Here is a 14,942-nt window from a genome sequence, read left to right as displayed (position 1 = left end):
GATCACGGAGATCACGGAGATCACGGAGATCATGACCATGGCGATCACGGTGACCACGGCGACGACGGTCACGGAGGGCATCACTGATGAAACGGCGTAACTTCCTGCTGGCCGCCGGCGCGGCAATGCTGCCGGCAACCACCCTGACCCGGGTGATGGCCGAAACGGGTCACGAGCACCACAACGAGGGCGAAACCACGCCCGGCGAGCGCACCGATCAGGGCTACATGCCGGTGCACACGCCGAACGGCTGGACCCTGCCGTACGAGATGAACAACGGCGTGAAGGAGTTCCACTTGGTTGCCGAAGAGATCGAGCACGAGTTCGCGCCCGGTTCGGTGGCCAGGTGCTGGGGCTACAACGGCACCACGCCGGGGCCGACCATCGAGGCGGTGGAGGGCGACAAGGTCCGGATCTACGTGACCAATCGCCTGCCGGAGTACACCTCGGTGCACTGGCACGGCATCCATCTGCCCTCGGGCATGGACGGCGTGAAGGGCGTGACCCAGCCGCCGATCCATCCGGGCGAGACCTTCGTCTACGAGTTCGAGCTGAACCAGCACGGCACGCACATGTACCACCCGCATGCCGACGAGATGGTGCAGATGGCGATGGGGATGATGGGGATGTTCATCATCCACCCGAAGGACGGCGAGATCGAGCCGGTGGACCGCGACTACGCGATCCTGCTGCACAACTGGGCGCTGCATCCCGGCACCCGCACGCCGGACCCGTCGATCATGGTCGACTTCGACCTGTGGTCGATGAACTCCAAGGTGTTCCCGGCCATCGACTCGCTGGTGGCGAAGACCGGCGAGCGGGTGCGCATCCGCATGGGCAACCTGTCGATGTGGAACCACCCGATGCACGTGCACGGGGTGTCCTTCGAGGTGACCGGCTCCGATGGCGGGCGCTGGCCGCGCGAGCAGTGGCGCAAGGAGACCACCGAGATCGTGGCGGTCGGCCAGACCCGGGATATCGAATTCATCGCGCCACCCGGTGACTGGGCGTTCCACTGCCACATGACCCACCACACGATGAACCCGATGGGGCACGGCATCGCCAACACCCTGGGTGTGGACCAGTCCGGCCTCGAGGAGGAGATCCGCACCCTGCTGCCCGGCTACATGGCGATGGGTGAACACGGCATGGCGGACCACCAGGATCACACCGATGCGGGCCACATGCCGGGGCCGGAGAACACCCTGCCGATGGGCATGGGGCACGGACCGTTCGGCAACATCGGTATGGGCGGCATGTTCACCCTGGTCAAGGTGCGTGACGACCAGGAGCCCGGGGACTTCAGCGATCCGGGTTGGTACTGGCACCCGGAAGGTGAGGTCGCCTGGAGAGTGAGCAGTGACCCCGATTTCGGCAATCCGGTACGTCGCGGCAAGGTCGCGGATGCGGATTCCGACGGGCTCCCGACCCCCAGCCGCGATGCCCACGGGCATCACGGCCATGGTGGACATGGAGGACATAACGGCCACGAAGGCCATAACCACTGAGCTTCCACCGGCGCGGGTGCCGGGGCCGCCGCAAGGCGGCCCCCGGTGGCCTGCGGCCGGCGGACTCTGACACGACACGACTGCACTTAAGAAAGAGGAAACTCAATCATGATGACGATTCGTACCCGCAATACCCTGCGTTCCGCCCTTGCGGCCCTGCTGCTGGCTGTCGCCGCGCCCCTGCTGGCCCACGAGGGCGAGATGGGGCATGTCCCGGAGGACGGTTCCACGGTGCAGGGCACCCCGGAGGAGATCGGGATTCACTTCGATGGCGCGATGCGCATTACCCAGTTCGACGTGGTGGGCCCGCAGGGCCGTGTGTCCCTCGAGAACGAGCCGGGCAATGACCCGACCGAGGAATACCATGTGCAACCGGCCGGCTCGATGGAGCCCGGCAATTACGAGGTGCGCTGGCGCGGTCTGGCCCGTGACGGCCACATGATGTCGGGGACCTTCCGCTTTACGGTGGAGGACTGAGCCGTGGCCTGGCTGTCCGCACTGGTCGGTGTGGATGCCTGGACGGTTGCCATAATCCTGGTGGCGACCGGGTTCTATGCCGGTGCCTTGCTGGCGGCCGGGGCGGTGCTGTTTCGCCTGGCGTTTCCGGATCTGCCTGATCCGGAGCGGCAGGCGGCCAGTCGTTCGGGCGCGATCGCGGCCTGGGTCGCGATCGCGCTGGCCCTGATCGAGTGGCCGCTTCAGGCCGGGTATCTCGGGGGCGGCAATGGCGCCGCGGCGTTCGACCCGATGCTGCTCGGGATGGTGTTCGAGGGCGCGCAGGGAACCCAGCTGATCCTGGCTGTGAGCGGTTTGCTGCTGGTGCAGGCGATCCTGCTGGATGCCCGGCGGCTGCCGGGGCTGGGTTACGGTCTCAGCCTTGCCGGTGTGTTGCTGGTCCTGCTCGCATTCGTGCAGGTCGGGCATACGGTCTACGAACCCCGGTGGTTGCTGGGTGGCCTGCTGATGCTTCATGTACTGGCGGCTGCGTTCTGGGTCGGCTCGCTGTGGCCCCTGTATCGCCTGGCGGGGCATCCGCCCGGCGGGGCGGATGCCATTCGTATCCTGGATCGCTTCGGTCGGGTGGCGGTATGGGGCGTGGGCCTGCTGGTGCTGGCAGGGGTGGCCCTGGCCGCGCTGCTGCTCGGGGGGGTCGCGCCACTGTTCACCACCGGCTACGGGCAGTTCCTGCTCGGCAAAGTGCTGATCGTGGCCCTGCTCCTGCTGCTGGCGGCGTCCAACAAGTGGCGCCTGGTGCCGGCCTTCGAGCGTGGTGAACCCCGGGCCTCGCAGCGCCTGCGGCGCAGCATCGCGCTGGAGATCGGGCTGGTGGGGCTGGTGTTGCTGGTTACGGCCGTACTGACCACGGTCAGTTCCCCGGCCAACGGGTAGAGAAAAGGCACCTCCCGGACGTCCGGGAGGTGCCGTTGGGTATCAGATCGGCCGCTGGGCGACGGTGGCCTCGAGTTCGACTTCTTCGCCGTCGCGCAGGAGCTTGATCGACAGAGCGGAACCCGGATCGGTCCGGGCGATGATGTTCAGGGCCTCGCGCGGGCTGTTGACCGCATCGCCCTTGAGGTGGGTAATCACGTCGCCGATCTCGATGCCGGCCTCCTGGGCCGGGCCGTCGCGCAGGATGCCGGCGACCAGGACTCCGCGCGGGGTATCCAGCCCGAAGGAGTCGGCCAGCTCGCGGTTCATCGCCTGGACCTCAATGCCCAGCCAGCCGCGGGCGACATAGCCCTGTTCAATGATCTCGGTCATTACCTCGCGGGCGAGGTCCACCGGGATCGCGAAGCCGATGCCATGCGAGCCCCCGGAGCGCGAGAAAATCGCGGTATTGATACCGATGACATCGCCCCGTGCATTGATCAGGGCGCCGCCGGAGTTGCCCGGGTTGATTGCCGCGTCGGTCTGAATGAAATCTTCAAAGGTGTTGATGCCGAGCTGGTTGCGCCCGGTGGCGGAGACAATCCCCTGGGTCACGGTCTGGCCGACCCCGAAGGGGTTGCCGATGGCGAGCACCACATCGCCGACGCGCAGGTTGCGCGAATGGCCGGCCGTGGCCACTGCCACATCCTCTGCGCGGATGCGCAAGACGGCGAGGTCGGTGTCGGGGTCGATGCCAATAATCTCGGCCGGGTGTGCTTCGCCATCGGGAAGCACTACCGCGATCGCGTCCGCCTCCTCGATTACGTGGTGATTGGTCAGGATATGCCCCTGATCGGTCATGATCACGCCGGAACCCAGGCTGGCCTGCTCGGTATCGCCAGGGGGTGGCGTCGGCTGGCCGAAGAACTCGTGCAGATCAAGGATGCCGGGGGTGTCGAGCACGCGCGAGGTCATGATGTTGACCACGGCGGGCGCGGCTCGCTCGACGCCGTCTGCATAGCTGACCGCGGCTTCGCCCGCCGTGGTGGGGAGGGGCTCGGCGACCTGAAGCTGCGCCCGTTCCTCCCCGTCGCGATCGAGGACATGCGGAAAGAACACGGCCACGACCACGGCGATCGCCACGCCGGTCAGGGCTGCTTGCAGCAGGAAACGCGAGAAATTCACCATAGGGCGAATATACCGAAATGGCAGGGGCTGCACAGCCGCCGGACCCGCAGGGCACCTGATCTATCGGCCCTGCCCTGTGGTATATCGACCTGCCGCGAGAACTGATCCCCCGCACGGGGCTTGTGTGAAGCAATTGGCAAACCGCGTGTTGCAGCGCGGCGTGCGGCTGGGAAGGCCGGGATGGTCTTGTTCAGTGTTTTTCCAGGTAACCGGAGACTCGATCGTGATCGAACGTGACGTGTTGATGCAGGCCCTGAACGAGGAGCTCCAGCCGGAGCGCTTTCGCGACTATTGTCCGAACGGGCTCCAGGTGGAGGGGCGAACCGAGGTGCGCCGCATCATCAGTGGGGTCACGGCGTCGCTGGCGCTGGTCGAGGCTGCGATCGAGGACGGGGCCGACACGATCCTGGTTCACCATGGCTATTTCTGGAAGGGCGAGCCGGAGGTGATCACCGGGATGAAGCGCGCGCGCCTGCGGCGTCTGCTGGAGCACGATATCAATCTTGTGGCCTACCACCTGCCGCTGGATGCGCACCCGGAGCTCGGCAATAACGCACAATTGGCCAGTCGCCTCGATTTCGCGATCGAGGGCGTGTTGCGCGAGGACGGCGTGGGTCAGTACGGACGCCCCGCCAGCGAGGTGTCAGGAGAGGGCCTGCGCGACCACATCTCATCGGTGCTGGGGCGGGAATGCCTGTGGGTGCCGGGTGCCGAGCGGCCGATCCGGCGTGTCGCCTGGTGTACCGGCGGGGCCCAGTCGTTGCTGATGGAAGCGGCGGCGCAGGGCGTGGATGCCTATATCAGTGGCGAGATCTCCGAACAGACCACCCACGAGGCGCGCGAGACGGGCGTGCACTATTTTGCCGCCGGGCATCACGCGACCGAGCGTTACGGGGCGCCCGCCCTGGGGGAATGGTGCGCCGAGCGCTTCGGTCTGGAGCACCGATTTATCGATATCGACAACCCCGCCTGAGTGTGGCGCCGCGGCGTGCCCCTTGGCGCGCTATTTCGTGCGCACTTCGGGGTGCCGCAATCCCGCCTTTATCATGAACAACTTATGATCTATCGGCCGCCTCGGGAGGCGGCCTGCGCCCGTTCTTAAGGCATTCAGCTACTTGACCTTATTAGCGTGTTCGGGAATTCTATCGGGATTTTACTGGCCGCCCGCGGCGGTCTGCCCGTTCGCCCGTCAGCGCGCCCCAGGCGGCGCGCTGACGGGGTGGCCGGCGGGTCCTTCCGCGCCCTCGTTCATGTACCGAGTGGCTGCCGGGACACGATTTCAACACGTTGTTTGGAGAGACAAACATGGCAAACCAAGGCGTAAATCGAGGCCGTCGCCGGTTCCTCGTCGCCGCGACGACAGTCGTGGGCGGTGCCGGTGTCGCAGCGGTCGCGACTCCGTTCCTGGCGTCCTTGCAGCCCAGCGCACGCGCTCAGGCGGCAGGGGCTCCGGTCGAGTTCGATGTGAGCGAGGTCGAGCCCGGTCAGCGCGTCAGCATCGAGTGGCGCGGCCAGCCGGTCTGGATCGTGCGGCGTACCGACGAGATGCTGGAAGGTTTGTCCAAGGTGACCGATCGCCTGCGCGACCCGGACTCCGAGAACGAGGCCCAGCAGCCGGAATACGCGCAGAACGAGCACCGCTCGATCAAGCCGGAAGTCCTGGTGGTGATCGGCATCTGCACCCACCTCGGCTGCTCCCCGTCCTTCCGCCCGGAAATCGGCGATCCCGACATGGGCTCCGACTGGCAGGGCGGCTGGCTGTGCGGCTGCCACGGTTCGCGCTTCGATATGGCCGGTCGCGTCTACCGCAACATGCCGGCGGTCGACAACCTCGAGATTCCGCCGCACCACTACATCACGGATGACCTGCTGCTCGTGGGTGAAGATGAAGACGGAGGGACTGTCTGATGGCCGGTAATCCCGCGGAAAAATGGCAGGGTGGTCTGCTGGGCTGGATCGATGCCCGCTTCCCCCTGTCCCAGATGTGGAATGAGCATCTGGCTCAGTATTACACGCCGAAGAACTTCAACTTCTGGTATTTCTTCGGCTCTCTGGCGCTGCTGGTGCTGGTCATCCAGATCGTCTCCGGCATCTTCCTGACCATGTTCTACAAGCCCGATGCGGAACTCGCGTTCGCGTCGGTCGAGTACATCATGCGTGACGTGGAGTGGGGCTGGCTGATTCGCTACATGCACTCCACCGGCGCCTCGATGTTCTTCGTGGTCGTCTATCTGCACATGTTCCGGGCGCTGCTGTACGGCTCCTACAAGAAGCCGCGCGAGCTGATCTGGATCTTCGGTGTGCTGATCTATCTGGTGCTGATGGCCGAAGCCTTCGCCGGCTACCTGCTGCCGTGGGGCCAGATGTCCTACTGGGGCGCGCAGGTGATCGTGAACCTGTTCCAGACCATCCCGTACATCGGGCCGGACCTGGTGACCTGGATTCGCGGTGACTTCCTGCTGTCCGACGCCACGCTGACGCGCTTCTTCGCGCTGCACGTGATTGCCCTGCCGCTGGTGCTGATCCTGCTGGTGGCCGCGCACATCATCGCGCTGCACGAGGTGGGCTCGAACAACCCGGACGGCGTCGAGATCAAGAAGAACAAGGACGAGAACGGCATCCCGAAGGACGGCATCCCGTTCCACCCGTACTACACCGTGAAGGACATCGTCGGCGTCGGCGTCTTCCTGATGGTCTTCGCGGTGATCATGTTCTTCTTCCCGATGGGCGGCGGTCTGTTCCTGAAGCCCGACAACATGATCCCGGCCGATCCGCTGGTTACGCCCGAGCTGATTCCGCCGGTCTGGTACTTCACCTCGATGTACTCGGTGCTGCGTTCCGTGCCGGATCCGTTCCTCGGCGTGGTGGCCATGGGTGCCGCGGTGATGATGCTGTTCTTTATCCCCTGGCTGGACCGCAACCCGGTTCTGTCGATGCGCTATCGCTCGTTCGCGGCCAAGTTCAACCTGGCGGCGTTCGTGGTGGCCTTCGTGGTTCTCGGCTGGCTGGGTCTGCAGCAGGCCACCACGATGGTGAGCGAAATGAGCTTCCGCTGGTCCATCGTGTACTTCGCGTTCTTCTTCCTGCTGTGGTTCCTCAGCAAGGAGCGGTCCGCGGTATTCAGTCTGGTCGCGTTTGCCGTGGTCGTGGGTATCTACACCATGTACGACATCTCGCGCTTCGACCCGAGTGACGCGAGCATGATCCTGTGGTCCTGGCTGATCCCGACCGCGCATCTGTTCGTCTGCATGGTGGTCCCGGTCTTTGCCCGGGGTCTGGGTCGTGACCGCGCCGTTCCGGAAAGGGTGACTTCGTAATGAAAACGTTTATCGCAACGACATTCGTGGCCCTCGTGGCCCTGCTCGCAACCCCGGCGGCCCTGGCCGCCGGCGGTTCCGGTGACCTGCAAAAGGCCAACGTGGACGTGAGCAACCAGGCGTCGCTGCAGCGGGGCGCCCGGCTGTACATGAACTACTGCATGGCCTGCCATTCGACCGAGTACATGCGCTACAACCGTGTGGGTCGCGACATCGGGCTGACCGAGGAGCAGGTAGAGCAGAACTTCATCTTCGTCACCGACGAGGACGGCGAGCTGGTCAACCCGGGTTCGCTGATGAAGAACGCCATGACCAAGGACTACGCCGACGAGGCGTTCGGCGTGACTCCGCCGGATCTGACGCTGACGACCCGTATCCACGGCGAAGACTGGGTGTACACCTTCCTCAAGAGCTTCTACATCGACGAGGATCGTCCGCTGGGTGCCAACAACACCCAGTTCAGCAACGTCGGCATGCCGCACGTGCTGTGGGAACTGCAGGGCTGGCAGGAGCTGGTCGAGGACGACGAGGGCAACGAGCGCCTGGAGCTCGTGCGCAGCGGTTCGATGAGCCAGAGCGAGTACGATCGTGCGGTGCGTGACCTGGTCACCTACCTTTCGTACATGGGCGAGCCGATGCAGCTCGACCGTCAGCGCATTGGCCTGTACGTTCTGATCTTCCTGGCCGTGTTTACCGTGCTGGCCTACTTCTTGAAAAAGGAGTACTGGAAAGACGTACACTAGGCGGCCTGAACCGTCGCCGGCGGGCGCTTATGGAAGAGCGCCTGCCGGTGTTATTGACCGTCTGCCCGGCGCGGCGTGCCGTTGGACCGGGGTAGGGAGAAAGCCATGGCGCTGGTCGCCAATCGTCGTTCCGTTATGACCCTGTTTTCCGCTCACGATTGTGTGCGCTGTCATCGCGTGCGCATCATCCTCGCCGAGAAGGACATCGCGGTGGATGTCGTCAACCTCGGGCCGGACGAACTCCCCGAGGATCTCTCCGATCTCAATCCCTACAACGAGGTGCCGACGCTGGTCGATCGGGACCTGGCGCTGTACGGGACGCATGTCATCACCGAGTACCTGGACGAGCGATTTCCTCATCCGCCGCTGATGCCGGTGGATCCCGTCTCGCGTGCCGCCGCGCGTCTGGCGCTTTATCGCGTCGAGCGCGACTGGTACGAAGGGCTGGACGCGGTCAACAAGGCCGCGGGCGGGGGGCTCACAAAGGCGCGCAAGATTCTGCGCGAGAGTCTGCTGAACTCGGCGGAGATTTTTGAGCTGAAACCGTACTTCCTGAGTGACGAGTTCAGCATCGTCGACTGCGCGATTGCCCCGGTGATGTGGCGCCTGCCGGCCCTGGGGATCGACCTCGATTCGCTCCCGACCGCGATCCAGGAATACGCTGATCGGGTCTGCAAGCGGGATTCCTTCCAGATTAGTCTCACCGAGGCCGAGCGCGAGCTGAGGCTGTGACCTCTTCGCGTCCCTATCTGCTCCGGGCCCTGTGGGAGTGGATCACGGATAACGGCTTTACGCCGCACATCCTGGTCGACGCCACGGTGGAGGGTACGCTGGTACCCGATGCCTTTGTCGAGCAGGGCAAGATCACCCTCAACATCGGCCCGTCCGCCGTGCAGGCCCTGAATATCGGGGACGAGGCCGTGGCCTTCTCTGCTCGCTTTGCCGGCAATCCAATGGATGTCTACGTACCCACACAGGCCGTGCTCGCCGTCTATGCGCGCGAGAACGGACAGGGGATGATGTTCGGCAGCGAGCCGGGACCGGGGCCGGAAGATGGCCCGGGTGGCGATGGACCGGACGACTCGGGCCCCACGGGTTCGGGACAGGACGGGGACAAGCCGGCTGCCAAGCGCAAGGGCCCCGCCCTCAAGGTCGTCAAGTAGTCCCGGTGATGTCCGGCCCTGGCGCCTTGCCGGGGTTCAGGATGTTGTCGGGATCGAAGCTCTGCTTGATCCCGGCCATCAGGTTCAGCGCCACGGGATCGATCTCCCGGCCCACAAAGGCGCGTTTTACCAGTCCGATGCCGTGTTCGCCGGACAGCGTGCCCCCCAGCCCCAGTACCAGCGTGAACACCTCGTCCAGGCAGCGTTCGGCGGCGGCGAGCTCCTGCGGATCGTCCGGGTTCACCAGCAGATTTACGTGGATGTTGCCGTTGCCGGCATGACCAAAGTTCACGATCTTGATCGCGTGCGTCTGCGCGAGCCGGTCGAGGCCGGCGATCAGGTCGGGTATGCGGGAGACGGGCACGACCACATCCTCGTTGATCTTCTTCGGCGCGACGGTGCGCAGGGCCGGCGAGAGGGCCTTGCGCACGGCCCACAGGGCCTGGGCCTCTTCCGGGGTGTCGGCACTGCTGGTCTGCAGGCAGCCCTCGCCACCCGCGGCGGCGCGGACGCCGCGCGTCGTGGCGTCGATCCCGGCCTCGGTGCCATCGGTCTCGATCATCAGAATGGCCCCGGCGTCGCGCGGCAGCGGGCAGTCCGGCGCATAGTCGCGGATCATGGCGATCGCCGAGTGGTCCATGAACTCCAGGGCCGACGGGATCTCGGCGCGGCCCATCAGCCGGGAGACTGCCGCAGCCGCGTCGCCCACGGTCCGATACACCGCCTGGATCAGGCGCGTCGCCTCGGGTTGCGGTGTGAGGCGCAGCGTGGCCTCGGTGATTACGGCCAGCGTCCCCTCGGAGCCGATCAGCAGCCGGGTCAGGTCATATCCTACAACCCCCTTCGTGGTGTGCACGCCGGTGCGGAATGGCTCGCCGGTGCCGGCGACCCCTGCCAGCCCGAGGGTGTTGTCGCGCGGCGTTCCGTACTTCACGGCGTGGGGCCCGGCCGAGTTGTAAGCGAGATTGCCCCCGAGTGTGCAGTAGGCGCTGCTCGTGGGGTCGGGGGGCCAGAAAAACCCGTGGGCATCCGCCGCCGCCTGCACCTCGCCGTTGGTCACGCCGGGCTCCGCGATCAGCCAGCGGTTTGCCGGGTCGACCTCCAGGATGCGGTTCATGCGCTCGAACGACAGGACCAGTCCGCCGTGATCGGGGACCGCCGCGCCGGTGGTCCCGGTGCCGCGCCCACGACAGGTCAGGGCTGCGCCGAGGCGCCGACAAAGCCGCACCAGTTCGGCGACGGTCTCCGCATCACGGGCGAAGGCCACTGCCTCCGGAGGGGCGTGCAGCTTGGAGTTGTCGGCGCCGTAGGACCAGCAGTCGGCCGGGTCCAGCAGGCGGTCCTCGGCGGGCAGCAGTTGCTCGATCTCGCGCGCCAGAGGCGTCATGCCGGATCCCCCTGAATGGCGTCGGGCAGCCATTCGATCGCGTCATCGCCGTCGAGGAGTACCACGTCAAAGCGAACGGGCCCTTGCCAGCGGGTCTCCTGCAGATACCCCTCCGCGGCGCGCAGCAGGCGCCTGCGTTTGCCCCTGTCGATGCTCTCGGCACCGCCGCCAAAGCCGCGGTGGCTGCGCTTGCGTACCTCCACCAGTACCAGCGTTTCGCCCTCGCGGGCGATCAGGTCGAGCTCTCCCCAGGGGCGGCGCACGTTGCGCGCCACGAGTTCGAGTCCTTGCCCTGCAAGGTACTGCGCCGCCCGCTCCTCGGCAGCCTGGCCGGTGGCACCCGGGCGGAACATCGGTCAGTTGCCTTCGCTGGTGGTCCCCAGCTGGCGGGGCTCGCCGCGCTCGAAGCGCGCCCAGGCCGGGTCGCGCACCCAGTCACCACTTACCGGGTTAAGTGACCAGGTGCCGGCGCCCCCGACGAGTTGATGGTGGGCCGCCTCGCGCACTGCACGATCATGCAGGCTCAGGCGCAGGGCATCCATGCCCAGCGCGACAAAGCGCGGAAGCGCCTCCGCTCCGCCGTCGGACATCTCGCCGTTCAGCGGCTCGATGGTCGTCAGCAGGTAGGGGGCGTCGGGGAACACGATGCCGTTCAGGTCGCGGTCGCGATTGGCGTTCGGTTGCCCGGCGTAGATGTGGGGGGTCGCCATAATCGGCAGCTGTCGCGCGCCATGGAAATGCAGATAGGGCACCAGCTGCCGCATCTGGCGAGAGGTCCCGGTCACAAACAGATGGTCGGCATCGCCTCGAACCTGGGGGTCGCCTTCCAGGCTCAAGCCGGTGCGGCGCGCGACCTCGCGAATGCGCGCCTCGCTCTGCTCGATCCCCAGTGCATCGCTGACTTGGGTATTGATGTCTTCGGCATCCGGGCGCAGTCGCACGATGTCGCGTGGCCGCAGCCCGTAGTCGGCGAGCGCATCCTGGTAGGCCTGAGCCACCCGGTCACCAAACTCGCCCTCCGGAAGGATGACCAGTGGATTCCTCCAGCCGGTACGTATCGCGCGGTCCACTACGGCGTATGCGTCTTCCTCGGGGTTCAGCGCGAGGGTGCCGAAGGCGCCGTTCCCGTCCAGGCGGGTCCGATTGAGCAGCAGCGTCGGCCGTGTGTCGTCGCTCCCGACCACCGCGCGCACGGCCTCACGGTCCAGTGGGCCGATGATACGGTCCACCCCGTCCTCGACGCCCCGGCGATAGAGCTCGGCCGCCGTCTCGGCGTCTCCGCGCGTATCCCTTATCACCAGTCGGCCCTGGCCCCCGGTTTCTGCGTAATAGGCCCGAGTGATCCCGTCCAGTATTGCATTGCCCAACTGGGCCAGATCCCCTGACAGGGGCAGCAGTACCAGGATGGTGTCCGGCATCTCGGCCTGGAGCGGGTGGCTCGCGACCAGCTCCGGGAGCAGGCTGTTGGCCGGGTGCGACGGGTAGCGCTCTCGCCACTGCCGCGCCACGTGCCGGGCTTCGTCTTGTGAATTCACGCCGCGAAGACCGGCGAACAGGCGTACCCAGGGTTCTGCGTCCGGAAGCTCGTTGGTGGCCAGACGGTCGCGCTGGGCCGGGCGCAGGGCCGCAAGCAGGCCCCAGATGCGTTCCTGGTTGGCGGTTTGTGCGTCCGGTTCCAGCACCAGCATGCTGTCCAGGCGCAGGCGGGCGTCCAGCCCCTGATACCATTGCCGTTCGTGCTCCAACAGCCGGGCGTGCAGCGCCAGGCCGTCGCGGTAGACCTCGGCGGTTCGTGTCTCGTCATCCGGGGCATCGGCCCCGAGCCGTTCGCGCGCCGCGTCCCAGTCACCGCGTGCGGCCGCCAGTCGGCCGCCGCGTACGCGGTCCGCCAGTGGCTCGCGGTCTTCGGCATCCAGGTCGCGCCACAGCGCGTCGGCGCGGTCGATCAGGTCGCCGTCCGGATCGTCCAGGTCCAGCACCGCGTCGATCGCTGCGCGCACGCTGTCCGGCTGCGGATCGGCCCAGGCCTCGCTGATCAGGACGGGCGCGCGCTCGTGCGCCGGAAGGTCGACGACCTCGGGTCGTTCCTCCTCCGGTTCCGGGGCGGGGGTCGGGTCGGGGCGCGGCGTCGCGCAGCCGGCGAGGATCGCGCCGGCGAGCAGACTCAGGGCGAGGCGGCCCCGGTAGCGCCCTCCGGCGGCAAAATAACGGTGCAAGTTCACGATAGCGGGATGATCAGCGTATTGAGGAGTCAGTATTGAAAGCGCATCAGGTTGTGTCAACGAATTGCGGCACGTTATGGGTGGTTGCGACCCCGATCGGCAATCTGGCCGATCTGAGCCCCCGTGCCCGTGATGTGCTGGCGCGAGTATCGCGTATCGCTGCGGAGGATACGCGACACAGCGCAGGATTGCTGTCGCATCTGGGGGTGCAGACCCCGCTGGTGAGCCTCCATGAGCATAACGAACGCGACCGTATCCCTTCGTTATTGTCCGCGCTGGAGGCGGGCGACGATCTGGCACTGATCTCGGATGCCGGGACACCGCTGGTCTCCGACCCGGGCTATCGCCTGGTACGGGCGGCGACCGAGGCGGGGCTGCCGGTGCGCGCGATACCCGGCGCCAGTGCGCCGCTCGCCGCGCTGGCCGTCGCCGGTCTGCCATCCGACCGTTTCTGTTTCGAGGGTTTCCTTCCGCATGCCGGCGGGGCCCGCCGTCGCCGCCTGGAGGCCCTGCTGGTGCAGCCGGTGACCACGATCCTGTTCGAGTCCTCGCATCGTGTGCGCGCCGCGGCCGACGACCTGGCCGCGCTGGCGCCGGAGCGGGTGGTGTTCCTCGGGCGCGAGTTGACCAAGCAGTTCGAGGAACACTACAGAGGAGCCGCTGCCGAACTCCCGGCCTGGCTCGATGCCGATGCCAATCGTCTGCGTGGTGAATTCGTCCTGATCCTTGCGCCGGCCCCGCAGGCGGCCGACCCGGAGTCCGAGGATGCCCCGCTGGCCGACGAACATGAGCGGTTGCTGGGGGCGTTGCTGGGTGAGCTCCCGTTGAAGCGGGCTGTGCGGGTGCTGGCCGATGCCACCGGGCTGCCGCGCAACCGTGTCTACGCCCGGGCCCTGCGTTTGAAGGACGAGGGCTGATGGGGTTTTCCTTGCTTTGTTGCGGGTGCGGGCGTAAAAGGAGCGCGGGAGCTGGCCTGGCAGTCGCTGCATCCACTGGATGCGGAGGAAAGTCCGGGCTCCACAGGGCAGGACGCCAGGTAACGCCTGGGCGGCGCGAGCCGACGGAAAGTGCCGCAGAAAATACACCGCCGATGGCCTTCGGGCACAGGTAAGGGTGAAATGGTGCGGTAAGAGCGCACCGCACGGCTGGTAACAGTCCGTGGCAGGGTAAACCCCGTCCGGAGCAAGGCCAAATAGGGGTGCATGGTGTGGCCCGCATCGCACCCGGGTAGGCTGCTCGAGGCGTCCGGTGACGGACGTCCCAGATGAATGACTGTCCACGACAGAACCCGGCTTACGGCCGGCTCCCACTTTTTCCCACCTTTCGTACCCCGTCCGCGGGCCTGCGTGTCGCCGTGTCGGCGGTTCCTGTCGAAAAATAGTGAAGTAGTTTCTTAAGTGTGGCCCTCAAGGCGCGGCTTTTGGGGTCTTATTTTGTGCCCGCGCCATGGCTGGGTGGGGCTTCGCTAAGTCTCTGTGATTCAACGCTTATTTTTGGTTTTTTCGGGTCAATTTTCTTGACTCCTGGAGATAGCCGTACCTATAGTGTCGAAAAGTGGGAAAAGGTGGGAAAAGGTGGGTAACCACCGCAACCGGTACCGGCCATGTTTCGAGGCGTAAGCCAGCTCAATCTGGATGCCAAGGGTCGCTTGGCCATGCCCGCGCGCTATCGCGATGCGCTGGCGGCATCCTGTGGCGGCCAGCTGGTGATCACCGTTGACCCCGACCGCTGCCTGCTCCTGTACCCGTTCCCCGAGTGGGAGCGCATCGAGCAAAGCCTGATGTCCCGCCCCAACATGAATCCGAAGGTCCGCAACCTGCAGCGCCTCCTGGTCGGTCATGCGACCGAGTGCGAGCTGGACGGCAGTGGCCGTCTGCTGCTGCCGACGCCGCTTCGCCAGTACGCCAGTCTGGACAAGCGCGCGGTGCTGCTGGGGCAGGGCAACAAGTTCGAGATCTGGGATGCCGATTCCTGGGATGCCCGTTGCGAGCAGGCGCTGGGGGGTGATGTGGATGACGACGCGCTCGAGTCCATTGCGTTGTGACC

Annotated in this window: 15 protein-coding genes and 1 other RNA gene; 12 read left to right on the top strand and 4 right to left on the bottom strand. The window is 66.1% G+C overall.

The window, feature by feature from the left end; all coding sequences use genetic code 11:
- The first annotated feature begins 86 nt into the window (after positions 1 to 86).
- The 3 genes from G372_RS0102535 (at position 87) to G372_RS0102525 (ending at position 2,897) form a co-directional block, all read left to right on the top strand.
- Positions 87 to 1,508 carry a multicopper oxidase family protein gene (locus G372_RS0102535; protein ID WP_018864671.1) on the top strand — a complete coding sequence of 474 codons (1,422 nt, stop codon included), beginning with the start codon at positions 87 to 89 and terminating at the stop codon, positions 1,506 to 1,508.
- 108 nt (positions 1,509 to 1,616) lie between these two features.
- On the top strand, positions 1,617 to 1,985 hold the full coding sequence (locus tag G372_RS0102530; protein WP_018864672.1) for a copper resistance CopC family protein: 369 nt from the start codon (positions 1,617 to 1,619) through the stop codon (positions 1,983 to 1,985).
- Between the two features lie 3 nt (positions 1,986 to 1,988).
- Positions 1,989 to 2,897 (top strand): copper resistance D family protein, encoded by a 909-nt coding sequence (locus G372_RS0102525; protein ID WP_018864673.1) that lies wholly within the window; start codon positions 1,989 to 1,991, stop codon positions 2,895 to 2,897.
- Between the two features lie 42 nt (positions 2,898 to 2,939).
- Here G372_RS0102525 and G372_RS0102520 read toward each other — a convergent pair whose 3' ends face one another.
- Positions 2,940 to 4,064, bottom strand: coding sequence for a S1C family serine protease (locus tag G372_RS0102520; RefSeq protein ID WP_018864674.1), 1,125 nt, complete (start codon positions 4,062 to 4,064; stop codon positions 2,940 to 2,942).
- 223 nt (positions 4,065 to 4,287) lie between these two features.
- Here G372_RS0102520 and G372_RS0102515 point away from each other — a divergent pair, with 223 nt between their 5' ends.
- The 6 genes from G372_RS0102515 to G372_RS0102490 all read left to right on the top strand — a co-directional run bounded on the left by G372_RS0102515 (position 4,288) and on the right by G372_RS0102490 (position 9,287).
- The gene (locus G372_RS0102515) at positions 4,288 to 5,037 is read left to right on the top strand and encodes a Nif3-like dinuclear metal center hexameric protein (protein ID WP_026279050.1); all 750 of its coding nucleotides are present in this window, start codon (positions 4,288 to 4,290) and stop codon (positions 5,035 to 5,037) included.
- A 332-nt stretch (positions 5,038 to 5,369) separates the two neighbouring features.
- Complete coding sequence (gene petA, locus G372_RS0102510) at positions 5,370 to 5,972, top strand: ubiquinol-cytochrome c reductase iron-sulfur subunit (protein WP_026279051.1); 603 nt, start codon at positions 5,370 to 5,372, stop codon at positions 5,970 to 5,972.
- Complete coding sequence (locus tag G372_RS0102505; RefSeq protein ID WP_018864677.1) at positions 5,972 to 7,381, top strand: cytochrome b; 1,410 nt, start codon at positions 5,972 to 5,974, stop codon at positions 7,379 to 7,381. Before petA ends, G372_RS0102505 begins: the two co-directional genes overlap by 1 nt.
- Positions 7,381 to 8,124 (top strand): cytochrome c1, encoded by a 744-nt coding sequence (locus G372_RS0102500; RefSeq protein WP_018864678.1) that lies wholly within the window; start codon positions 7,381 to 7,383, stop codon positions 8,122 to 8,124. Before G372_RS0102505 ends, G372_RS0102500 begins: the two co-directional genes overlap by 1 nt.
- 105 nt (positions 8,125 to 8,229) lie before the next feature.
- On the top strand, positions 8,230 to 8,856 hold the full coding sequence (locus tag G372_RS0102495) for a glutathione S-transferase N-terminal domain-containing protein (RefSeq protein ID WP_018864679.1): 627 nt from the start codon (positions 8,230 to 8,232) through the stop codon (positions 8,854 to 8,856).
- Positions 8,853 to 9,287, top strand: coding sequence for a ClpXP protease specificity-enhancing factor (locus G372_RS0102490; protein WP_018864680.1), 435 nt, complete (start codon positions 8,853 to 8,855; stop codon positions 9,285 to 9,287). The genes G372_RS0102495 and G372_RS0102490 overlap by 4 nt, the downstream gene beginning before the upstream one ends.
- Here the strand turns inward: G372_RS0102490 and G372_RS0102485 are convergent.
- From G372_RS0102485 to G372_RS0102475, 3 genes are read right to left on the bottom strand one after another with little or no spacing between them, the layout of a single operon-like run.
- Positions 9,280 to 10,674, bottom strand: a complete 1,395-nt coding sequence (locus G372_RS0102485) for an FAD-binding oxidoreductase (RefSeq protein WP_018864681.1) — start codon at positions 10,672 to 10,674, stop codon at positions 9,280 to 9,282. The two genes, G372_RS0102490 and G372_RS0102485, sit on opposite strands and share 8 nt — an antisense overlap.
- On the bottom strand, positions 10,671 to 11,027 hold the full coding sequence (locus tag G372_RS0102480) for a YraN family protein (RefSeq protein ID WP_018864682.1): 357 nt from the start codon (positions 11,025 to 11,027) through the stop codon (positions 10,671 to 10,673). The genes G372_RS0102485 and G372_RS0102480 overlap by 4 nt, the downstream gene beginning before the upstream one ends.
- A gap of 3 nt (positions 11,028 to 11,030) precedes the next feature.
- Complete coding sequence (locus tag G372_RS0102475) at positions 11,031 to 12,896, bottom strand: penicillin-binding protein activator (RefSeq protein WP_019624086.1); 1,866 nt, start codon at positions 12,894 to 12,896, stop codon at positions 11,031 to 11,033.
- 80 nt (positions 12,897 to 12,976) lie between these two features.
- Between G372_RS0102475 and rsmI the strand changes: the two genes are divergently transcribed.
- The 3 genes from rsmI to mraZ all read left to right on the top strand — a co-directional run bounded on the left by rsmI (position 12,977) and on the right by mraZ (position 14,940).
- Positions 12,977 to 13,813, top strand: a complete 837-nt coding sequence (gene rsmI, locus G372_RS0102470) for a 16S rRNA (cytidine(1402)-2'-O)-methyltransferase (RefSeq protein WP_018864684.1) — start codon at positions 12,977 to 12,979, stop codon at positions 13,811 to 13,813.
- 47 nt (positions 13,814 to 13,860) lie between these two features.
- An RNA gene (gene rnpB, locus G372_RS13630) (RNase P RNA component class A) lies at positions 13,861 to 14,207 on the top strand.
- A 292-nt stretch (positions 14,208 to 14,499) separates the two neighbouring features.
- Positions 14,500 to 14,940 (top strand): division/cell wall cluster transcriptional repressor MraZ, encoded by a 441-nt coding sequence (gene mraZ, locus G372_RS0102465; protein WP_018862592.1) that lies wholly within the window; start codon positions 14,500 to 14,502, stop codon positions 14,938 to 14,940.
- Positions 14,941 to 14,942 lie beyond the last annotated feature (2 nt).

The sequence above is a fragment of the Thioalkalivibrio thiocyanoxidans ARh2 genome, assembly GCF_000385215.1.
Lineage (GTDB): Bacteria > Pseudomonadota > Gammaproteobacteria > Ectothiorhodospirales > Ectothiorhodospiraceae > Thioalkalivibrio > Thioalkalivibrio thiocyanoxidans.
Note: the sequence above shows the minus strand (reverse complement) of the source record. Positions and strands in the feature narration are given on the sequence as shown.